General features: G+C 34.7%; 16 protein-coding genes. All 16 read left to right on the forward strand.

The annotated features are described in order from the left end of the window. Position 1 precedes the first annotated feature (1 nt). The 16 genes from OLM61_RS12990 (at position 2) to OLM61_RS13065 (ending at position 22,798) form a co-directional block, all read left to right on the forward strand. Positions 2–5,947 carry a non-ribosomal peptide synthetase gene (locus tag OLM61_RS12990; RefSeq protein WP_264523076.1) on the forward strand — a complete coding sequence of 1,982 codons (5,946 nt, stop codon included), beginning with the start codon at positions 2–4 and terminating at the stop codon, positions 5,945–5,947. 176 nt (positions 5,948–6,123) lie between these two features. Further along, positions 6,124–7,749, forward strand: coding sequence for an MBL fold metallo-hydrolase (locus OLM61_RS12995; RefSeq protein ID WP_264523077.1), 1,626 nt, complete (start codon positions 6,124–6,126; stop codon positions 7,747–7,749). Between the two features lie 119 nt (positions 7,750–7,868). Then, positions 7,869–8,699, forward strand: a complete 831-nt coding sequence (locus OLM61_RS13000) for a carboxypeptidase regulatory-like domain-containing protein (RefSeq protein WP_264523078.1) — start codon at positions 7,869–7,871, stop codon at positions 8,697–8,699. A 53-nt stretch (positions 8,700–8,752) separates the two neighbouring features. Further along, positions 8,753–10,039: an outer membrane beta-barrel family protein gene (locus OLM61_RS13005; protein WP_264523079.1), complete on the forward strand. Its 1,287-nt coding sequence runs from the start codon at positions 8,753–8,755 to the stop codon at positions 10,037–10,039. Between the two features lie 198 nt (positions 10,040–10,237). Next, positions 10,238–10,960, forward strand: a complete 723-nt coding sequence (locus OLM61_RS13010; RefSeq protein WP_264523080.1) for a thioesterase II family protein — start codon at positions 10,238–10,240, stop codon at positions 10,958–10,960. 177 nt (positions 10,961–11,137) lie between these two features. After that, positions 11,138–12,790 carry a cyclic peptide export ABC transporter gene (locus OLM61_RS13015; protein WP_264523081.1) on the forward strand — a complete coding sequence of 551 codons (1,653 nt, stop codon included), beginning with the start codon at positions 11,138–11,140 and terminating at the stop codon, positions 12,788–12,790. A gap of 148 nt (positions 12,791–12,938) precedes the next feature. Further along, positions 12,939–15,314: a penicillin acylase family protein gene (locus tag OLM61_RS13020; RefSeq protein WP_264523082.1), complete on the forward strand. Its 2,376-nt coding sequence runs from the start codon at positions 12,939–12,941 to the stop codon at positions 15,312–15,314. Continuing rightward, positions 15,314–15,685 carry a hypothetical protein gene (locus OLM61_RS13025; RefSeq protein ID WP_264523083.1) on the forward strand — a complete coding sequence of 124 codons (372 nt, stop codon included), beginning with the start codon at positions 15,314–15,316 and terminating at the stop codon, positions 15,683–15,685. Before OLM61_RS13020 ends, OLM61_RS13025 begins: the two co-directional genes overlap by 1 nt. Before the next feature lie 233 nt (positions 15,686–15,918). Next, entirely contained in the window at positions 15,919–16,077 is a 159-nt protein-coding gene (locus OLM61_RS13030) for a hypothetical protein (protein ID WP_264523084.1), read from the forward strand. A 307-nt stretch (positions 16,078–16,384) separates the two neighbouring features. Next, entirely contained in the window at positions 16,385–17,083 is a 699-nt protein-coding gene (locus tag OLM61_RS13035; protein ID WP_264523085.1) for a 4'-phosphopantetheinyl transferase family protein, read from the forward strand. A gap of 133 nt (positions 17,084–17,216) precedes the next feature. After that, positions 17,217–18,467 carry a crotonyl-CoA carboxylase/reductase gene (gene ccrA / locus OLM61_RS13040; protein ID WP_264523086.1) on the forward strand — a complete coding sequence of 417 codons (1,251 nt, stop codon included), beginning with the start codon at positions 17,217–17,219 and terminating at the stop codon, positions 18,465–18,467. 307 nt (positions 18,468–18,774) lie between these two features. Next, positions 18,775–19,806 (forward strand): helix-turn-helix domain-containing protein, encoded by a 1,032-nt coding sequence (locus OLM61_RS13045; RefSeq protein ID WP_264523087.1) that lies wholly within the window; start codon positions 18,775–18,777, stop codon positions 19,804–19,806. Positions 19,807–19,910: 104 nt separating this feature from the next. Then, complete coding sequence (locus OLM61_RS13050) at positions 19,911–20,378, forward strand: nuclear transport factor 2 family protein (protein WP_264523088.1); 468 nt, start codon at positions 19,911–19,913, stop codon at positions 20,376–20,378. 26 nt (positions 20,379–20,404) lie between these two features. Next, a complete protein-coding gene (locus OLM61_RS13055; protein WP_264523089.1) occupies positions 20,405–21,538 on the forward strand; it encodes a nuclear transport factor 2 family protein in 1,134 nt (377 codons plus the stop codon). 207 nt (positions 21,539–21,745) lie between these two features. Further along, a complete protein-coding gene (locus OLM61_RS13060; RefSeq protein WP_264523090.1) occupies positions 21,746–22,261 on the forward strand; it encodes a serine hydrolase domain-containing protein in 516 nt (171 codons plus the stop codon). Positions 22,262–22,315: 54 nt separating this feature from the next. After that, positions 22,316–22,798: a hypothetical protein gene (locus tag OLM61_RS13065; protein ID WP_264523091.1), complete on the forward strand. Its 483-nt coding sequence runs from the start codon at positions 22,316–22,318 to the stop codon at positions 22,796–22,798. The last annotated feature ends 123 nt before the right edge of the window (positions 22,799–22,921 follow it).

Raw genomic sequence — 22,921 nt, forward strand, 5'->3', positions numbered from 1 at the left:
AATGGTCAATTTATTAAATGAAATATACGAGAGTAATATTACGATATCATTAGATGGTACGGATCTTAAACTTGGTTTTAAAGACGATGTTATAGATGAGGCACTTATCTCAAAAATAAAAGAAAACAAGCAGGAAATTGTTTCTTATTTAACCAAGTATTCAGCATCAAATAAATATAACAATATACCAAGAGTTCCTATTCAGGAGAGTTATGAAGTCTCTTCATTTGCACTTGGAATATTATCTTCTGTACTTGCAGATTCAGATGGAAAGGGGTTCAATTATGTGCTGACTTCTTCTGCCCACTTAAAACAAGAAATTAATGTTGCCAATTTTAAACGGGCAGTATATAGTACTATAGATCGACATGAGTCTCTGCGTACGGTATTTAGAATCAGTGACAAAGGAGAAATAAGACAACATGTTTTGGAAAGTGCTGCTATAGATTTTACCATAAACTTTTTTGACTTTAGAGCTTTAGACAAAAAGGAAGAAATGATAAGAACGATTACCAGAGATGATTTGGAAAAACCTTTTGATATGGGTCAGGGGCCATTATTTCGAGTTCATTTGTTTCAACTTAACAATAGTGAGTTTATTTTTCATTTAAGCATACACCACGTAATAAGTGACGCCTGGTCTATTGATGTGTTGTTTAAAAATATTCTAGCGTTTTATTCCTCATTTGAGCAGGGAGTTCCGGTTGAACTTCCCGAATTAAATATTCACTACAAAGATTATGCGGCCTGGCAGAATGATCAGCTTTCTAAAGGGCTTTTTAAAAACGAGGAAGCCTATTTTAAAGAAACATTTTCGGGAGAATTACCGGTACTTAATTTCACCAATAACAAGAGTAGACCAGCAGCCAGAACCGTGAACGGAGTTGCACTAAAATCATATCTTTCTAAAGAAACCACAACATTATTTAAAAAGCTTTGCTCAGATAAAAAGGGAAGTATTTTTATGGGGTTGATTGCGGTATGGAATGTGCTCTTGCATAAATACACCAATAGTACAGATATCATTATAGGAACTGCTGTGGGAGGACGTGACCACATCGATTTAAAAGAACAAATTGGAGGTTACATTAACTCATTGCCATTGCGCAATCAAATTGATCCGGAGCAGTCATTTAGCACATTTTTTGAAACCGTAAAAGAAAATACCTTATCCGCCTTAGATTGCCAGTTTTATCCTTTTGCCGATTTATTAAAACTGATCAATTATAAAAGAGATATGTCAAGGTCTCCTTTATTTGATGTGATGATTCTGTTGCAAAATGCTGTAGACAATAATCAGCAGTATAATATAGATGAAACCCAGGTAAAAAACATTAAAAGATTAAGAGAAACCCCTGTGTTAACAGATTTAGATATCAACTTCATCGAAGAAGGAGATTATTTAGGTTGTCAATTGATATACAATACAGACGTTTTTGAATCAGAATATGTAATTGGATTATTGACACATTTTAAACAATTAGTAGAGGAAATTGTTTTGCATCCCAACATTCCCATCTCGAAAATTGATTATCTATCTGTAAATGAAAGAGAGGAATTATTGTTGGATTTTAATGATATAACATTAGACTATTCCGAAGAGGAGACTTTGCTGTCATTATTTGAAAAACAAGTAAAACAAACTCCAAATGGAACGGCTTTATTTGCAGGAAAGAAAGAATTTACCTATCAGGAATTAGAGGAAGCCTCAAATGATTTGGCACGTTATATTTTTAAACATTACCAAATTGAAAAAGGGAAATTCATAGGAATACAACTAGAACGCAATGAGTGGAATATTATATCCATGCTTGCAATTTTAAAAGTGGGCTGTGCCTATGTTCCTATTGCCCCGGAGATGCCTAACCAGGTAAAGGAGCATATCATTACAGATACTCAGTTAGAATTACTGATCACTACAACATCCTATATGTTTGATATGGAATTTTATACCGGAGCATTAATGGCAGTAGATATTGTTTTTGATACGGATGATTGTGATCCGGTAACCATTACTGTAGCTCCTACTGATCTAGCCTATGTTATTTATACTTCGGGATCAACCGGACTGCCGAAAGGAGTCATGATAGAACACGGTCAAATAGTAAATACAATCCTCTCTCAAATAGATTATTTTAAATTAGGTGAAAACAGTCGGGGTTTACAATTCGCTCCATTTTCTTTTGATGCTTCTGTATGGGAAACATTTATGATTCTTCTGTCAGGAGGAAGCCTGCATTTGGCAAGCGAAGAACAGCGAAAAGATGCAGATGCCCTAACTGCTTTTATTAAAGAGAATAATATCACTATTGCAACATTACCGCCTTCCTATATAGCTTTGGTAGATATTGAGGATTTAAAAACCTTGGAGATATTAGTTACAGCAGGTGAGGCTCCTGATTATGATATAATTAAACCATACTTAAAATATGGTACTTATTATAATGCATACGGACCAACAGAAGCCAGTGTATGTGCGACTATTTTTCAGATGCCGGAAGTTAATACACAGGATTACCGTAACATTCCTATTGGTAAACCAATTTCAAATGCCAAAATTTTTATCCTTGACCAGTATAATAATCTGGTTCCGACAGGTATCTCAGGAGAAATATGCATTGGAGGAACTGGGGTTGCCAGAGGGTATTTAAACAGACCAGAATTAACAGATCAGAAATTTATTAAAAATCCATTTGAAGGAGATGGCAGATTATACAGAACCGGAGATTTAGGAAAGTGGACAAAGGAAGGTAATATTATTTACGAAGGACGAAACGATGAACAGGTAAAAATAAGAGGATATCGTATAGAACTTACCGCTGTAGAGCAACAATTATTAGCTAACGAGCAAATACAGGAAGCGGTAGTTTGTGTAGAGCAAGGATTTGAAGACGCAAAAGAGCTTGTTGCCTATATTGTCGCAGCAGAGGCTATTAGCGCAGGAAATTTAAGATCCTTCCTTTCAAAGATTCTTCCGGAATATATGCTTCCACAAAAATATGTGCAATTAGAACAAATGCCGCTTACGATTAATGGAAAAATTGATAAAAAGGCATTGCGCAAATTGAATAATGGTACCGTAATGGAAGATAATCATGTATTTGTAGCAGCAACGACTTTAGAAGAAAAACTATTAGTAAGTGTTTGGGAAGAAGTTTTGAAAAAAGAAGGAATTGGTATTAAAGATAACTTCTTTAGTATTGGGGGTGACTCCATAAAATCAATCCAAATTGTTTCAAAATTAAAGCAACACGGATTTGTACTTAAAGCAGGTGATATTATATCAAACCCTAAGTTAGAAGATCTTGTGCCCTTGTTACAAAAAAATGACCAGATTCTGGATCAGTCAGAAGTGGAGGGAGAAGTTGTATTAACTCCTATTCAGGAATTTTTCTTTGATAAAGTACAAAACAAAATTTTTAATGCGCCTAATTACTATAATCATTGTGTGTTATTAAAAACACAAGATGAGGTAAATCCGGAGGTATTAAAGAGGTGTATCGAACAATTGGTAAAGCACCATGATGTACTTAGAATGAAATTCCCTGTCGAAAATAAGAGTAGAAAGCAATACAATAAAAATGTCAACGAAGAAAATTATACCATACATTATTATGATTTGCGAGAAGATGAAGAATATTTGACAAGTATTCGAAATATTGGAATTGAATTGCAGTCTTCCTTTGATATTGATAATGGGCCTTTGGTAAGAATTGGTCATTTCAGACTAAAAGATGGTGACCGTATCGCCTTTATTATTCATCACCTGGTCATAGATGGTGTTTCCTGGAGGATTTTATTACAGGATTTCGCTGATTTGTATGTTCAGTTTAAAGAAGGAAATCAATACAGACTTCCTTATAAAACAAGTTCATACCAAGCTTGGGCGAGTGAATTGAAAACATATGCGCAGAATTTGAAAAAAACAGAAGAACTTTCCTATTGGCAGGAGGTATGTATGCAACGTGGTATTCCTTTACATACTGTAGAAGAAAATGAAGGATACAAACTCAACTGTGACAAAAAGGCTACTATGGTTTTAGATAAAGAAACCACAACGCTTTTACAAACTTCGGCACATATCTTATATAATACTCAAATCGATGATGTAATCCTGACTTGTTTGGGACTTGCGATTAAAGAGACATTGCAAAGAGATCGGGTAACCATTCAAATGGAAGGACATGGAAGAGAAGAAATTATAGATACGGTTGATATAAGCCGTACTATTGGGTACTTTACATCTTTTTATCCTTTTGTATTGAATGTATCAAAAGACGAGGCATTAGAAAATTTACTAAAAGTAAAAGAAGACTTGTCAAAAATTCCTAATAAAGGGATAGGATATACTGCTTTACATTTTCTAAACGACGACGTAGATCTGAGCACCTCTTTTGATTTAGAATATAATTATCTGGGAGATTTTGGTTATGATGTTTCATCAAAAAATGATTCAGTATTTACCTATGCGAGAGAGAGTATAGGAGGAAATTCAAGTCCGGAAAACTACAATAACATCGGATTGAGTTTTGTAGGAATGATTTCATTAGGAGAACTCAAAATGACTATCGGATATTCTTCTTTATTATTTGAAAAGGAAATAATCGATGAATTAGTAAGTACTTTTAAAAATCATTTAGTAACCCTGGTAAATCATTTGTCATTACTAAGCGAAAGTCAGGCTCATAATAGCGATCATCTTGAGAGTAATACGGCAGCTGATTTTGAGGTAACACCTAATCAAAATTTTATATTGGGCAAAACTATGTCTCAGGGCATTATAGGCCCGGTAGTTACTCCTGAATTTGCCTCAAAAGAAGAGTTCCTTAAAAAGTTCAGATCCTTTATAGAGGTATATCCAATTTTGAGAACTCAATTTTATAAAGAAGGGGATTTTGTAAAACAGCGTATGTTACCTTCTTCAGAGGTTAAAATCGAAGTTTATCAGGAAACACAAGTAAACCAGGAACAACTTACTTCTTTACTATCAAAACCTTTTGATGTAATTGAAGGAGCATTATTGAAAGTGCTTATTATTCAGGATACAAACAACCAGTCAGATCAAAAATCGTATGCATTTGTAAGTATTCACCATGCCCTTACAGATGCCTTTACAAATAGTATTTTAATAGCAAATCTAAGAGCCCATTTTAATGATGAGCCTTTAGAAGTTAATCATACTTTATATTATGAATTTGCAACATGGCAAAAAGCATATTTGCACTCGGCAGAAGCAAACGAACATAGAAAATATTGGCTGGAGGCATTAAAAGATGTTGTAAGAAAAGAAGAAGTTGGTGATAAGCCAATTGGACTGCAGGATTATGTACAGCAAACTGTCTGGATAACGGGGGAATCATTTAAAACTATTTCAAAAATAATAAATAACACCGGTTTGACTTCTTCCGCATTTTTTACAGCATTACATCAGTTAATGCTTAATAAACATAGTGATAAAACCTTACAGTTGATATTAGCACAAGGGAGAGAATTTGGTGATAAAGACATCGAGAGTCATAAAGTGCTGGGAGTTGTAAATAACTTTTTGCCTTTACCAGTTTTGCAATTTTCTGACAGTACAAAAAATAAATACGTCAAAGAAGTTTACAGCGCTTACATGGAAGCACTTGGACATCAACAAATTCCTTATGAAGTAATATGCGAAGATATTGAGCGAGTGTATGATGTTTCGGTAAAAAGTGAAATAGGAGGGCTCTTAAATTTTATTATGAATGAAGGCGAAAAAAGGTTTTCGGATCCGGTAATAGAAAATAACACAACCTATTCTAAAAATGACTTTAATGAAGGATTAGACTTAAGTTGCAATATCTATTCGAATGCTATTGAAGTAACTATGTATTGTTCATTGAAAAAGTATAATTTATCATTTTCAAAAGACTTTAACTTTAAAAATTACCTATTTCAACTTTCTGAGGAATTAACCTAAGGATACAAATAAAGCCAATACCATCTTTTATGTCTTGCTTGAATATTATGGCGTGTGTATAAAATTATACAGTATGTCTTATGATATTCTAAAACACCTTGTGCGTGTTTTTACCCAAAACATCTGATAAAACAACAACAATATTTATTAAATAAAATCTGAAAAAAATAGAAAATATGGAAATCCAAAATGATGATTTAGTATACATTAAAAGAAATTTAGCAATAGAACCTTTAGTAGACAACTGGTATGCATGGCCACACTTGATATCTCCTGCTACTGCTGCAATGAATATTAAAGACCGACATTTGAAAATTATGACATCATATGTTCAAAATCCTATGATTCACGCTGCGGCAGTAAAAACGCCAAAAATGCTAGGAGGCCCTTTTATCGATTATGACGGAAAAAGGGTAGATGAAATTAAAGCACTTATTGACAATACTAAAGAGCAATGCGCAGACCTTTTAACATTGAGAGAAGATGTATTTGCGCTTAATGATATGCTTAAAAAAGAAGCCAAAGGATATGCTCTTACAGAATTATATAATAAGATACCAGAGAGTTTACAAGGACTTGTAGAATTGGTATATGATATCAACAACAATCCTTCATTCCGTATTTTTGAATCATTACTATACGAAACAGAGTTTTACAAAGAGTCGCTTCAAAGTTTCAATTTATTTTTAGTACACGACGACGATTCAAGATCATTTGTATTGAGTACACCAAAATTACCTGGTGAAGATATTTTACGTGTAAACTTACCTTTTAAAAGTGAAAAGATCGACCAACTGTTTGAAATGGAAGATCATCCAAGAACTTTTGGGGAAATCGCAGAAATATTTGAGATAGAGGCTGAAGACATTCCTTTGTTTAAATCCTTTTTCACAACAGAAAAATCTAAGAAATACGAGCGTTATAGCGGAGACGGCGTGCTAACAAGATATTTTGGACATGCCTGTATTCTTACCGAAACCAAAAACACAACCATATTGGCAGATCCTTTAGTGAGTTATGGCTATGAATCGGATATATCCCGATATTCTTATGACGACTTACCAGAATCGATTGATTACGTTTTGGTAACACACAATCACCAGGATCATATTCTTTTTGAGACTTTATTGCGTCTAAGACGCAAGATCAAAAACATTATTGTTCCTAAAAGTAATGGAGGTTTTCTTCAGGATCCAAACCTGAAATTAATGTTTGAAAGAATAGGATTCAAAAACATTATCGAGTTAGGAGAGATGGAAACCATTCATTTTGACGATTGTTCAATTACAGGTTTGCCATTCGTTGGAGAACATTGTGACCTGGACGTAAGAAGTAAATTATGTCATCACGTTGCTTACAAAGATGGATTAAAAGTATTGTTTGCGGCAGATTCCTGTAACGTATCGCCAAAATTATACGAGCGTATTCATAAAGTAATGGGAGATATAAATATCATCTTCTTAGGAATGGAATGTGAAGGAGCACCATTAACATGGTTGTATGGACCCTTAATGCCGGAAACTTTAGCCAGAGATAAAGACGAATCCAGACGACTGGCCGGATGTAATTTTGAACAGGCCAAAGCACTTGTAGATGTTTTTAAACCTAGTGAAGTTTTCGTATACGCCATGGGAATGGAGCCTTGGTTAAAATACATTAGCTCAATTAAATACACAGATGAGTCTATTCCAATTGTCGAGTCAAACAAATTGTTAGCGTATTGTCTGGCAAATGATATTGAACCGGAAAGGCTTTTTGGAGAAAAAATAGTTGAATACAAAAATGAACTTGTTCTTAGTTAGATATAAGAAAAACAATCGGGACATTATTATAAAACTTTAATGTCAAAAAAATAATAAATGTTAATAAATAAGATATCATGATAAAATCAACATTCATATATGCATTAGTATTGTTATGTATGTCTACAATATCCGCCCAGTCCCTGACTCAAATATCAGGAACGCTTTCTGCAGAGAATTCAGATGAGAAATTAGCTTATGCCTCTGTTATTGTCAAAAAAGATGCTCAGGTTGTAGAAACGGTGATTACCAATGATAAAGGAGAGTTTACAGTAGAAGGTCTTAAGATAGGGAAGTATACAGTTGAATTCCAATTTTTGAGCTTTCAGAATTCTACTATACCATTAAACGTAGATGGTTCTAAATTAAAGATTAATCTGGGAACTATTCATCTGAAATCTGATGTAACTTCACTTAAAGAAGTCGTTATAACTTCAGAAACATCTCAGGTATCATTAAAACTAGACAAAAAAGTTTTTGATGTTGGGAAGGATTTGATCTCTAGAGGAGGATCTGCAACACAAGTGCTGGATAATGTTCCTGCTGTAAGGGTTGATCCTTCCGGTGCTGTAAGTTTGAGAGGCAATAGTAATGTCCTAATTCTTATTAATGGAAGAAAATCGGGTCTCACATCGATTCAGGGATTAGAACAGATTCCTGCCGAATCGATAAAATCGGTAGAAGTGATTACCAATCCATCTTCGCGATATGATGCAGCAGGATCTGCCGGAATCATAAATATTGTTCTGAAGAAAAATACCAAGGATGATTTAAGTGGCAGTATGACTTTGGTTGGAGGTGTTCCTTTTGATAGCAGGGTATTAGGAAGTATCAACTATAAAAAAGGAAAATTTAATCTGTTTTCCAATTTTGGAGTTCGTTATACGGATTATGTTGGACTTAATACAAGAGATCAGGTCACTACATCAAATGGGAATGATCTTTTTTAAATCAGAGAGAAGACCAGAAAAGACATGATGATGGACGATTAGTGTATGTGGGATTGGATTATTTTATAAATGACAATAACACTATTACAACCGCATTTTATAGAAACGGAACCAAAGATTTAGACAAAAATACCCTAAAGTATAAATTTTCGGGTAACGGTATTCCGGATACACACATTCAAACCATAGGAGACTCGGAAGAAAACAGAAGCTACAATCAATTAGAATTTAATTATACAAAAACGTTTAAAAAACCAGATAGAAAATTTACGGTAGACTTTCAGTATGATTTTTGGAATAGTATAAAAGATTTTAATATTCAAAGAAGAACAGTGGATCCTGATAAACAAGATTTGTCAGTTATCAATACAAGATCAAACAGATCAAGTGATGATATTGCGTTACAGTCTGATTTTGTAACTCCTTTAAGTGAAACCGCCAATTTTGAAGCAGGTGTTAAAGCAGAACACAGAATAGTTTCTACAGATTTTGCTGCCAATGAGGAAAAGGGAGGTACAGTAAACCCAATAAATGGTTTTAATAATGGGTTAGATTATAAAGAACAAATTTTGGCAGCTTACACCCAATACGGAAATAAGATAAAAAAATTCAGCTTCCTGCTTGGTTTAAGAACAGAGTTTACCAATATTCAGATAGAGGATCAAAAGACAAATCGCGTTTTACGAGATAGTTCGTATACAAGATTGTTTCCAACCGTAAATTTGAGTTATGCTTTAACCGCAAAAACTACTGCTCAATTAAATTATAGCCAACGAATCAACAGACCTAATTTAGATCAATTGAACCCTTTTCCGGAACTTCAGGATTTTAATTCTCGCATTTTTGGAAACATCAACCTGTTGCCTTCTTTAACAGATGGAGTAGAATTTAGCATTTTAAATAAATTAAAAGGAATAGTAATTACTCCTTCATTATACTATTCAAAAACAAGAAATAATTTCCAATACTTTACTACACAAAATGATACTGGCATTTTTGAAACATTTTTAGTAAATCTTGATAATGAAAAACGATTTGGTATAGAAATTTCGGCTCAGTATGCTCCTGTAAAATGGTTGTCTCTTAGCGGAGAGATTAATGCTTACAGCTTCAGTCAGGAAGGAAGTGTTGGTACAACTAATTTGGATTATTCTAACGAAACCTGGACAGGAACATTAATAAGCCAGATTAAGTTTCCAAAGAGTTTTTCGTTTCAAAGTAAATTTGAGTATCAGGCACCTGTAAGTGATGCTCAGACTCATACAAAATCATATTATTATTTGAGTATGGCCTTAGGAAAATCATTGTTCAAGAATAATGCATCCTTAACGCTGGGGTGAGTAATATTTTTAATACCAGAAAAATACGAGAAACCACTATTGGCAGCGATTTTATGGTAAACCAGATGACCAACTTTAATGCGGCGAGATGGAACCTTAATTTTAACTATAAATTCAATAAAGCAAAAAACAGAAAAGAACATCAAAGTAATAGAAAATAACACTTTTACATATGTTACATCTTTAAAAAAATAAGTTATGTATTCAAATCAAAAAACGCAGATATTTTTATTGCATTTTGCAGGAGGAAGCTGTTATTCTTTTGATTTTCTTAGAAATGAGATTCAAGATAGTTTTGAATTTCATGCCTTAGAACTTCCGGGAAGAGGTAAAAGAAACCAAGAGTTACAACTTTTTAAAAAGACAGACGCAGTTCTGGATTATGTGTCTCAGATTAAAAAATTAAGAAATAACAATCAGCCCTATATTATTTATGGCCATAGTATGGGGGCAACCTTAGGGTTATCGGTGACAAAAAAAATGGAAGAACAGCTCGATCCGCCTAATATACTAATTGTTTCGGGTAATCCTGGGCCAGGGGCTTCCTATAATACCAAGGAAAGACACGCTTTAAGCGATGCTGAATTAAAATTAGAACTAAGATCTTTAGGAGGTGTCCCGGAAGAAATACTGGAGAACGAAGATTTATATAATTACTTCATTCCTATCATGAGATCTGATTTTGAAATTTTAGAAAAGAGTAAACTTGCCGAAGTAGGCCTTGTGATCGATACACCAATTTTTGCCGTAATGGGAGATCAGGAAGAAACTGTCGCAGATATTGAAAACTGGGAGCTTTACACTAGTGGTCAGTTTGATTATCAGGTAGTTCCGGGGAATCATTTCTTTATTCACCGTCAGGTAAAAACATTGGCGAAAATTATCAACGAATGTGCCTCTTATTCATCAGTCAGCATATAACAGAAATTAAGGTAAAAGCGATAAGATAAGTTTGTATTTATAGTTTACAGGAAAAAAATACATGTATGGTCTGGCTTTCACGAAAGTACAATTATCCCACCCAAAACTAAATCAGTAAAATAGAAACTCCAGCGTCGTGGGGCTGGAGACTATTTATAATTTTATTAAAAAACAGACATGGAAAATAATACATCAGAAATTAGTCACTCTAAACTTATACCAATAAGACCCTTAATTGGATATTCTTTACTGGCTATAATTTCAGGCTTGTCAGGATTTGCATTTATAACAATTATCAATAAAATTATAAGCAATTCTATTACTTCTACCGAAACATTCCCATTGCAAAACTACCTCTATCTATTTATCGGAACTATCTTAGCCTTTTTTATTTCTCGCAGATGGCTGGCAAGTGGTATCATCAAGTTATCTCAAAAAATATATTGGGATATAAGAAAAGATGTAATAAAGCTTATTTTGAGAGCTCCCTACAGGAAACTTCAGGAATATAAAGAAGAAGTTTATGCTACATTAACTGCAGATGCAAATCATGTTTCAAATGCCTCCTTAATGATTATTACTTTTTTTTCTTCAATTATTCTTATACTGGCCTGTTTGGTCTATATGGCTTTTCTATCCTTAAAATTATTCAGTGTTAGTGTTGTCGTTATCGCAGTGGGAGTAATAATTTATACACTCAGATCAAAGGCAAGTAATACAGAAATAAAAGAAGTAAGAGAGCTGGAAAAGACATTTATAGGGATTTTTAATAGCATTCTTAACGGAGCAAAAGAAATCAATATCAATGCTGACAAAGGAACTCAGATTTATGATCAAAAATTACTAAAAGTTGCTACAACCGGAGAAACGAAGTATGTGAAAGCACTTTTAAAATACCTCAATAGTGAAATGATAAGTCAGTTATTATTCTATTCTCTGATTACATTTATTTTGGTGTATGCAGGGGCGGTATTTCAAACACCTACAGCAATTAAAGTGAGTTTTATATTTGTATTGTTATACCTGATGGGGCCAATTGTAAGTGTAATGACAATCATTCCTGTTATGAGCAGAGCACTGGTATCACTCAAAAAAATGGATAAACTTCGAAAAGAACTTACTAAACTTGAAAAGACCATTAAAGTTGATAATAAAGGACAGTATAGAGATTTTTCAGATTTAAGGATATGTAATTATCTCTTTTCTTATGGTGAAAATCAATTTTCCGTAGGACCAATTAATTTTAATGTTAGACGAAATGAAACTGTTTTTGTCTATGGAGGTAACGGAGAGGGGAAAACAACATTTATAAATACAGTTTTAAATCTCTATAGCCTGGATGACGGAGAAGCCTATATAGACGGAAAATTAGTTCCTTTAGAAGAATTAGAGAAAATAAAAAACCTTTTTGCACCTGTTTTCAGTGATTTTTATTTGTTTGATGAGTTTTACGGAATATCAAGCGTTGATTATGAAAAAGTAGAAAAATACCTGAAATTATTTGAGTTAGAAGAAAAAGTACATATTAAAGATGGCTATTTTTCAACAACCAATTTGTCTACAGGTCAGCGTAAGCGATTGGCTCTAATTAGTACTTTATTAGAAGACAGGCCTATAATTGTATTGGATGAATGGGCAGCAGATCAGGATCCGCATTTCAGACATAAATTTTATACCGAAATTATTCCTGTGCTGGTTCAGGAGGAGGATAAAACAATCATTGCCATCACCCATGATGATAGGTACTACAATACAGCCGATGTTTTGCTCAAAATGGAATACGGTAAATTAGAAGAGGTGAACATTTCTGAGCTTACCGCAATTTTTTAATACAACTCAAATACCAAAAATCACTTCTTTTTAGTGACACTACACAAGTTCCTTTATGCCATAAGGTAAAAGGAAGAAGATTTCGTATGCTTTTTACATAAATGAATTACACCACAATTACTTATCAATATAAAAATAATCTCAAAAAATGAAAAGAAACAAAATAATTAAAAGAGTATTTGTAGTCCTATTATTCCTGGCGTGGATATTTGTTACTACTTTTAAAATTGGACCGCTTGGTTCGCTGGGTGAGCTAACAACCTACAAAACAGGTTTACTATCTGTGCCACTACAAAGTAATGAAACGCAAAAAATTAAAAGCGGTCAAAAATTAGACATCTATGTCGATAATATTGGAATTCCTCATATCTATAGCGCTACAAAAAGTGGAGCAGCTTACGGATTGGGATACATGCACGCAAAAGACAGATATTTTCAGATGGAAATGGTGTCAAGAGTTGTACAGGGAAGACTATGTGAGCTTTTTTCTTCAGGAACACTAAAATCGGATAAGTTTTGGAAACCTTATGGGTTTGAGCAAAAATCAGAAGAGCTTTTAGAAACGTACAAAAGAGAGAATCCGGAATTCTACGCTTATTTACAAGCCTATTCTGATGGAGTAAATGCCTATTTAGATAATAATGAAAACACAGATCCTTTTTACAAAGCTTTAGGAGCGACACCAAGAAAATGGAAAACAGAGTATTCTTTACTATTTACATGGTATATGAGTTACACGCTGACCTATTTTGATCATCATATTGATCAGCAGGAAATTTTTGAAAAATTACCCGGAAAAGAGATCACTTATTTCTATCCTTTACAGCCGAAAGGAATAAATACCATTTTACCTTCTGGTCTGTTACCCTCAAATACAAATGTACCTCATTTAACAACGCATTCTTTAGCGACTGCTTCATTAGAAACCGCTCAAAATGAGTCCTCGTTATTTGATTTAGGAACTAAATTAATGACAAATCATAAATTTTATCAAGGGATAGGAAGTAACAACTGGGTGGTAAACAATACCAGAACAAAGAGTAAAAACAATATTTTGGCAAACGACCCACACCTGTATTTAACTCTTCCTGAAGCTTTTTATGAGGCTCACATCGTAACAGGAAGTTTCAAAGGATATGGTTTTACGATACCGGGTGTTCCGGTAATAGTAAGTGGTCATAATGATAAAATTTCTTGGGGAATTACAAATGGAGAGTGGGATTTGGTTGACCGATACAAACTTCAGGTAAAGAATGACAGTCTCTATCTTTATGAAGGAAAATGGATTCCTTTTCAGATTAAAAACTATACAATTAAAGTAAAAGGGAAACCGGCCCATATCGAAAAATACAGAAGCACTGTACAAGGTAAAGTTTTAAAAGAAGAAAATGGGCAATATTACGCACAGCATTGGTATGCTGCAGAAAAAAGTAACTCTGTAAAAGCAATGTTTGAAGTGATGAAAAGTCAAAATTGGAATGGCTTTTCAACAGCCTTAAAAGACTACAGCTATCCTCCGCAAAACTTTGCTTATAGCGATGTAGAGAATAATATTGGGATTGTATGTGCGGGCGAATTACCAGCTAGAAGTAATGACTATATAGGTCAGGTATTAGATGGTACGAAAAAATACATTCCGGCGAAGCCATTGGATGCATTTTGGTCGACTTTTAATCCGGATAAAGGATTTTTGTTTTCAGCAAATCAACAGCCAATCCAGAACGATGTTTACTTTGGAGCACATGGTTCAAAAGACGATTACAGAGCAAAACGCATCTATTCTGTATTGGAAAAAAAGAAAGACTGGTCAGTTCCGGAAATTCAGAAAATGCAAAGTGATGTCGTTGACATTTCCTTAAACGATTTTAAAACATTAATCAATAACTATCCGGTAAAACAGAAATACAGCGGTATTGTAAAAGAATTAAAAAACTGGGATGGAAAAATGAGCGGTGATGGAAATCAGGGACTGGTTTTTGAAATGTTGCGAAAAGTTTCTCTAAAAGAGGCAAAGCAATTTGCAAAGACCAGACTACAGGTAAAACAAGAACCTTCCTTACAGAACTTTTTAAAATATTTAAATGATAAAAAGTATACCCTTCCGGGTGGTGATAACAAGCAAAAAATAGTGGACGTTATTTTTGAAAAAACACTGGACACCTTAACACAAAGTTATGGAGAACAATGGAAAAAAGTGGCTTATAAAAAGATGTCTAAATTTAATATCAGCAACATGCTCTTCATTCCCGGACTAGGAGAAAAAGTAGATAATATTGGAGGTAACGTGAATACCATTAACATCAATACAGAAAAGTTTCACCCGGTTTTCCGTGCGGTATATGAAGTGAAAGACGGAAACATACAGGCACATACAATTCTGGCAGGAGGTCAGGGTGGATCGATAAACTCAATACATTATAAAGATCAAATTGAATCCTGGAGTAAAGGCCAGTACAAAAAGAGTCAGTTTGTTTCAAACCCTGCTAAACTGGAAAGAATTATAAACACTATAAAATTTAACTAATGAAAAATATACTAAATTACTTGCCCTATATAGTTGTAATACTAGCACAATTTTTAATAAATAACTATATCATTATCATAATCTTTACAATTTTAACAGGCTTTGTTGCTGCTTTTAAAATTGAACACAAAAAAGTTTTTTTAAAGAGCTTTATAATCGGACTGGTAGTATTTACTATCGTATTTCTTATCTACGAATCGCGTGTAGAATATGTAAAAGGCCTTCTTGTAAATCTCGGGTTATCCAGTCTTTTTATATACGTATTTTTCCCGTTGTTTAATGCTTTAAACACTGCAATTCTGTTCCTTTTTGGTTATAAAATTGGTACTCTGGTTTTAGAAAGAAAACTGGCAAGAGCCAGTCAGGCATAGGTTTTCAAAGAAACTTGCTCAATCTGGACAGCCCGGACAATGGTTTGAAGAGAACCACAACTCCAGACCGTTTTTATTTATGATTACCATCCTATAGATACTGGTCGTTTCTTTCTAAAAGCAACGACCAGATACAGGAGGGTGAGTCTTCAGACCTTGCAGATTTTCTGTTTGTACAAAGCCATCCTCTTATTCTTTAAAAAATACTATTGATAACGTAAAACGCTAAAAAGATGAAAGATAATAAGCCGAAATGCAATTGCGCTAAAAATGGCGTAGTGTGCGCGCTTAAACTAAGTTTAAACAAACAAGGAGCGTCTGTAGCTGACACTGCTGCGAAAAACAAGATCGCTTGTCCTTTAAAAGCAGCCCTGTTTAGTAATGTTTCCTAAACTGTAATAGAAACCTTTTAAAAAAGGTCATTCAAGGTAAATAAATCAGCCACAACTAGCCTTTTATAGTTTTAGGAAGCTGGATTTAGATCAGATCCGTAGATATTCTGTGAGAATATGAAACAGTTAAAAAAATAACGTCATCGTTACAATACGTAACCAGGAGATGGCAAGGAATACTGAGAACATTATTCAATCATACATACCGTATCATTGAAATCAAAAAATATAAAATATTGGTAAAGTCTAATGCAAAATATATAGTGAAAAAACTCATTGTACATTTTTTATACATCTTAATAGTATTATGCAAAATTCGACACATTACTTAGCCTTTAGTGATTTTGAATCTATTCCGAAAATAGATTTGAAAGAAGATGAATACTATTTATTTCAGTATTCAAGTGATTGTAATTTCGATCAGGGTATTCTGGAATATTACCTGCAATTTTTGCCGCAAAAATTTAGGCAGGAAGTACTTAAATACAGAAGATGGGATGACAGATTCAATTGCTTGTTTGGAAAACTAATGGTGTGTATGGGATCTCATATACTGGGAAACCCTTCGTTTGAATTTGAGAAAATCGTGAAAGACCATTATGGGAAACCATACCTGTTAGGGAGCAACTTCAATTTTAATATTTCCCATAGCGGGAATACGGTTGTATGTGTTTTCAGCAAGCAGGAAATAGGCGTTGACATCGAAGAAATCCATGAGATAGATTACTCCTTGTTTGAAAATGTTTTTTCCTCCGGGGAATTTGCAGAAATCAATCGTGACGGACTGGATAAATTTTACGAATTCTGGACCAGAAAAGAATCTGTCATCAAGGCCATTGGAAAGGGAATGTCTATTCCGCTTACAGAAATCGAAATCAATAGAGGCTATACAACCTATGGTGGTGACACCTGGTACACAAAAAGCTTTAAAATTGACAACAAGTACTGCTCGATTACCACAAAGCGTGATCAGATAAGAGCACAGGAAACACAGGTCATTTTTTAAAAATTGGCATACAGCATTCACCTTCTGTGAACTATGATAGCGGACAATTGTAGGTATTGCAGAAGGTAGAACTGGCCAAAACAACTTCCACAGCAAGAAAATAATTAAAAATAAAAAACGAAAAAATTAAATCATGGAAAAATTATTACTTGAACTTGAGAGTGATACAATTCTCAAAGACCTATATGAAATGGATGAATGTCCACCAATAGGGCACACTCCGGCTCTAATGCATGCTTATGTCATACGACCGGAAAACCACGGAGCTCCGGATCAGGCATTTCAGCAGGAAATTATTGCAACCCCTAAGTTAGGATTTAACGAAGTGTTGGTCAAAGTTATGGCCGCAGGAGTAAACTACAATGGTCTTTGGGCCGGATTAGGAGAGCCGGCTTCGCCAACTGCCTTTCATGGCAAAGATTTTCACATAGCAGGAAGCGATGCATCCGGTATAATCTGGGAGGTTGGAGAAGGCTTAAAAAACAATCCTGAATTTAAATTTAAAATTGGTGATGAAGTCATTGTTCATTGTGGTCAAACCTGCGGGATATGTCAGGAATGCAATGGAGGTAACCCTATGATGTGTGAATCACAAAAAATATGGGGCTACGAAACACCCTATGGTTCTTTTGCACAGTACACCAAAGTTCGCGCACAACAGTTACTGCAAAAACCAAAACACTTAACGTGGGCAGAAGCAGGAGGGTATATGCTGACTTATGCAACGGTATGGAGAATGCTTTACGGATTTGCGCCAAACGATTTGAAACCCGGAACCAATGTATTGGTATGGGGAGGAAGTGGTGGTTTGGGAGCGACAGCGATTCAATTGATTAAACTGGCAGGAGCAAATGCAGTTGCGGTTACTTCAAGCGATGAGCGTGGAGAAAAATGTCTGGAACTAGGAGCTGTTGGTTATATTAACCGAAAAAAATTCAATTGCTGGGGAACCTTGCCCAACATTAACAACAAAGAAGAATACAAAGAATATTTAAAAGAAGTGAGGAAATTTGGAAGTGCCATTTGGGACATACTGGGTAAAAGAGTAAATCCGGATATTGTAATCGATCATATTGGTTCACAAACACTTCCGGTAAGTACCTACGTGGTGAAATCAGGAGGAATGGTCGTTTTTTGTGGCGCTACCTCAGGATTTAATATGTCATTTGATGCTTCATTTGTCTGGATGCGACAAAAAAGAATTCAGGGATCTCACTTTTCATCACTCTTTGAATTGCATCAGGCCAATCAACTTATTTTACAGAAAAAGTTCCACCCCGTTATATCCGGCGAGTTTAGCTGGGACGAATTGCCATTAGCACATCAAAAAATGCTGGACAACAGTATTGAATATGGAAATGTGGTTATCAACCTCGCTTCCTAATAAAACACCATAAGATTATTTTACACCTACCAAAAACAGTAAAAAATCAGATTCACTAAAATAAAAAAATACTAAAACGTAACCTCCAAAATCTTTGTGATTCTGGAGGTTTTTTTATGCCCAATAATCACTATTGGGCATAATTTGTTTACTCAAATTATCGGGTTTTACAACAATTGTATTTTTTCTTCCTGAAAAAAAATTACCTTGGTAGTGAAAATAGAACCTGTTGCTGCAGACCTGTATGACACATGGTCTAGGGAGAAGCGGCGGGTAAAAAGGATATACCAAAAAAAGAGAGATAAAGATGAGATCACCAAATGAACTGTTATTTTTTTTTAGTGCCTTAGGGGCATTTAATGGTTTTTTACTTTCATTATATTTTGCAATCAATGCTAAAAAGAAAATTTTTGCGAACTATTTTTTATCCTTGTTGTTACTGGTTTTAAGTATCCGAATTATTAAATCGGTATTCTTCTATTTTAATCCTCACTTATCCAATACCTTCATTCAAATCGGACTTTCAGCCTGCATACTGATTGGTCCGTTTCTTTTTTTATACCTCAAATCCTACGCCCAAAATGATAAACCCAATTGGGTCAAACATGTAGTACCTTATTTGGGTATAATGACTGTTTTAGGAACCTTTTACCCTTATGTCGAACATCAGGCAATTTGGAGCAGAGGGATCGTAAGAGTCATCTATTTTCAATGGTTCCTCTACATCGTTTTATCTTTTAAATACATTCAGCCAATCCTTCAAAAAATCAGAGAGAAAGAAAGTTTAAAAAAGCTGGAAGTATGGTTTTTAAGCATCTATTTTGGAGTTGCATTTGTATGGTTTGCCTACACCTTTGCCGCTTATACCTCTTATATCGTGGGGGCTTTGTCTTTCACCTTTATTTTGTACCTGATCATTTTACTTTTAGTTTTCAGAAACAGTCAGGAAACTGTTTTTTTTCAGGAAAAAGAGCGATATAAAAATAAAACCATTGATGAGGAAACACTAGACTTAATCCGTCAAAAAATGACGATTATAGACGAAAAAGAACTGTTTTTAAACCCTAATTTCACTCTTGAAGAAGCAGCAAAAGAACTGAAAGTAACCAAACATACCTTATCGCAATATGTCAACGAAGTATTGGGTAAATCCTTTTCAAACCTGATAAAAGAGTACCGAATTGAAAAAGCTAAAAGTTTGTTAGAAACCGAAAAAAACTATACCATTGAAAGTTTAGGGTATGACAGCGGTTTTAATTCGAAATCAACTTTTTTTACTGCATTTAAAAAACAAACCGGTTTAACACCCACCGAGTATCAAAAACAGCACTCCAAATGAGTTCTAATTTATAGAATCATACTTCAGTTTTATAATCTAAACCCCATAAACTAAGACTATCCCGGACATTTGCATTCATTATTAATAACCTAACAATTTTAAAAATGAAAAAAGTGCTTTTGTTTATCGGATTAAGTTTATTGTTTTTTAAATCAAATGCCCAGAGTCAGAATGCTGATGACGATTGGAGTCTGATTCATAAAACGCTAAATCTCTACATTGATGGTCAGGCCACCGGCGATTCTGTTATGGTAGGTCGGGCCTTCCACAGTTCCTGGCAGCTGAAAGGTTTCAGAGAAAAAGAATTTATAGTAGTACCCAAATCGAAATATTTGGTAGGGTATAAAAAACGCGATGCCAGACCGGCTAATTGGTCGGGGAGAGTCGTTTCTGTTGACTTTACAAATAATGCGGCCAGTGCAAAAGTAGAGATTAGTACCGCAAAACTATTATTTGTAGATTATTTCAATCTGCTGAAGACCGATCAGGGCTGGTTTATTGTAGACAAAATTTCAACCCGTACCCCTCACAAAACGGTTGAAGCGGACGTAAAACCAAAGGAGAAATCATAAACGCAGACCCGATAATTTCCAGCAAAATGAACAATTTAATAGTTTTAATACTGGTTTTTACAGGCCTGTATTCACAAAGTTTTTATGCACAGAAAAATATCCTGTTCGTTACCTCCAATCAGGATTATTATGGACCTACAAAAATTAGCACCGCCAATCACTTTGAAGAAATAGTAGTTCCTTATGATGTCTTCACAAAAGCAGGTTACAAAGTTGATTTTATAAGTCCAAAGGGAGGAGCAATCCCTATTGGATATATCAACGCATCGGATAGTATTCAAAAAAAGTATTTGTACGACAGTTGGTTTATGAGCAAATTAGCGCATACCCGAAAACCGGATGAGGTTATGGCCAACAATTATGCTGCAATATTTTATAGTGGCGGAGGAGCGGCAATGTTTGGAGTAGCAGAAGATCAAACGATTCAAAAAATAGCAAGAGAAATCTATAGCAAAAATGGAGTTATCTCGACAATTTGCCACGGAACGGCAGGCATTGCCTACTTAAAGGGTGAAAATGGCGTATCACTTTATGCGGGAAAAAAGATCACAGGTTATCCGGACAAATTCGAACGTAAAGAGGCGGAATACTACAAAACATTCCCCTTTGCAATAGACAAAGCCATTACAGCCAACAAAGGCAGCTTTGTTTATTCCGACAAAGGCGGAGATGGTTTTTATAGTGTCGATGGCAGGTTTGTAACAGGGCAGGACCCGAGTTCCGCTCCAAAAGTGGCTAATGAGGTCGTAACATTACTCAGCAAAAACTTTAAAGAATCCAATGACACCCATACAAAAAGCGATTCAGATCAAATCAGGGAGGCGCTTCTGGATTATATTGAGGGTACTGCAAACGGTCAGCCGGAGCGCTTGCGAAAAGCCTTTCATCCCAATTTTAACTTGTACAGCGTTGCCAATGATACTTTGTGGATCCGTTCGGGAAAACAATATATCGCTGATATAAAAGTCGGCCAAAAATCAAATCGAATCGGACGCATTATTGCCGTCGATATCGAAAAAGATGCTGCAATTGCAAAAGCAGAAATAAAAGTACCAAACTGGCGCACTTTTACAGATTATTTTATACTGCTAAAATATGAAGGAACCTGGAAAATAATACATAAAAGTTACAGCTGGCTGACCACATCTAAAAAAGAATAACCTTAAAACATCCGCTAACAGCAGTCTGACCAGGTGGCCAATGCAATAAAAAAATAGTTTTTTTCGATTAAATACTTGGGGTAAATTTAAAAGTTAAAGATGTTGAAAGGGCACATTTGGCCAGGCTGTTAACTGTTGGTGGTAATAGAAATAGCAAATCCGAAATTTCTATTTAAAAAAAACAAATCAAAATAACCATCGCATTCCATGAGAAAACAATTCATATTTGCTATCGTTCTATGCGCGTTAGCGGCAATAAATACAAAAGCGCAAAACCATCACAAAAAAAGAATTGATGATTATATCGTAGAAATTAAGAAGCAGTATCATATTCCCGGTCTGGCCGTAGTAGTAATCAAGGAGGGAAAAATCATTCACAGAAAAAATTACGGACTGGCTAATATGGAAATGGGAGTTCCGGTAACAGACAAAACGTTATTCCCTTTATTTTCAACCACAAAAGTAATGTCGGTTGTGGCGGTCTATCAGTTAATCGAGCAAAACAAACTTTCATTAGAGAATAACATTTCAGATTTTTTGGATGATTTACCGGATCGTTGGCGAAAAGTAAAAATTAAAAACCTATTAACACACTCGTCGGGTTTGCCAGATATTGTAAATTATACAAACGATAACGAAGAAGAGGCAAAACAGAAAGTATATCAGGATACCGTCAAGTTTGCGGCAGGAAAACAATTTGATTACAACCAAACCAATTATTGACTTTTAAACCGAATATTTCAGAAAGTAATTGGAAAAAAATTAAGCGAATATATTATGGAAACACAGTTTGCATTGGTACAAAAAGACGTTGTTTTTGAAGGCAATAATTTAAAAGTAGTCGAAAACTTAACCTATGGTTATGTAAATACAACAAATGGGAATCCCGTTTTGAAAAGAAATTGGAATTTTCCTGAGTACGAATATGGCGCTGCGGCACTCAATTTAACATTGGATTCGTTTATAGAATGGAACAGGAAATTCGATGATAGCGAGCTTATCTCGGAGCAAACAAAAAGGCAATTATTGACACCATTTCAGTATGAAGTAAAGCGAGACTTTACCTATGGGCTGGATTTGATCAAGTTTAACGGGGAAGTATCGTATGGTTTTTCAGGCGGTGTATCAACAGCTTTTAGAAAATTCACCAACAAAAAACTGACCATAATTCTTCTGGCAAATGGAATGTTTATCCCCACAAATCAATTAAACGGAATAAACGAAGTTGTAAATAATATTGCCCGTATTGCAGCTGAATAAGTAAATCATTACAATACACACAGCATGAAGTGCTACAATCTCAAACTTACTTAGTTTAACCTTAACATTAAACCAAACTGCAGACTTACACCTCCGTAAAAAACAATTAGAGTAAATAAAAGG

It is taken from the genome of Flavobacterium sp. N502536 (assembly GCF_025947345.1).
In the GTDB taxonomy this organism is placed as follows: domain Bacteria; phylum Bacteroidota; class Bacteroidia; order Flavobacteriales; family Flavobacteriaceae; genus Flavobacterium.

What these genes read in the sequence shown, in the direction of transcription:
- OLM61_RS12990 (WP_264523076.1), top strand. Translation starts at nt 2, where the DNA reads ATGGTCAATTTATTAAATGAAATATACGAGAGTAATATTACGATATCA.
- OLM61_RS12995 (WP_264523077.1), top strand. Translation starts at nt 6,124, where the DNA reads ATGGAAATCCAAAATGATGATTTAGTATACATTAAAAGAAATTTAGCA.
- OLM61_RS13000 (WP_264523078.1), top strand. Translation starts at nt 7,869, where the DNA reads ATGTCTACAATATCCGCCCAGTCCCTGACTCAAATATCAGGAACGCTT.
- OLM61_RS13010 (WP_264523080.1), top strand. Translation starts at nt 10,238, where the DNA reads ATGTATTCAAATCAAAAAACGCAGATATTTTTATTGCATTTTGCAGGA.
- OLM61_RS13015 (WP_264523081.1), top strand. Translation starts at nt 11,138, where the DNA reads ATGGAAAATAATACATCAGAAATTAGTCACTCTAAACTTATACCAATA.
- OLM61_RS13020 (WP_264523082.1), top strand. Translation starts at nt 12,939, where the DNA reads ATGAAAAGAAACAAAATAATTAAAAGAGTATTTGTAGTCCTATTATTC.
- OLM61_RS13025 (WP_264523083.1), top strand. Translation starts at nt 15,314, where the DNA reads ATGAAAAATATACTAAATTACTTGCCCTATATAGTTGTAATACTAGCA.
- OLM61_RS13030 (WP_264523084.1), top strand. Translation starts at nt 15,919, where the DNA reads ATGAAAGATAATAAGCCGAAATGCAATTGCGCTAAAAATGGCGTAGTG.
- OLM61_RS13035 (WP_264523085.1), top strand. Translation starts at nt 16,385, where the DNA reads ATGCAAAATTCGACACATTACTTAGCCTTTAGTGATTTTGAATCTATT.
- ccrA (WP_264523086.1), top strand. Translation starts at nt 17,217, where the DNA reads ATGGAAAAATTATTACTTGAACTTGAGAGTGATACAATTCTCAAAGAC.
- OLM61_RS13045 (WP_264523087.1), top strand. Translation starts at nt 18,775, where the DNA reads ATGAGATCACCAAATGAACTGTTATTTTTTTTTAGTGCCTTAGGGGCA.
- OLM61_RS13050 (WP_264523088.1), top strand. Translation starts at nt 19,911, where the DNA reads ATGAAAAAAGTGCTTTTGTTTATCGGATTAAGTTTATTGTTTTTTAAA.
- OLM61_RS13055 (WP_264523089.1), top strand. Translation starts at nt 20,405, where the DNA reads ATGAACAATTTAATAGTTTTAATACTGGTTTTTACAGGCCTGTATTCA.
- OLM61_RS13060 (WP_264523090.1), top strand. Translation starts at nt 21,746, where the DNA reads ATGAGAAAACAATTCATATTTGCTATCGTTCTATGCGCGTTAGCGGCA.
- OLM61_RS13065 (WP_264523091.1), top strand. Translation starts at nt 22,316, where the DNA reads ATGGAAACACAGTTTGCATTGGTACAAAAAGACGTTGTTTTTGAAGGC.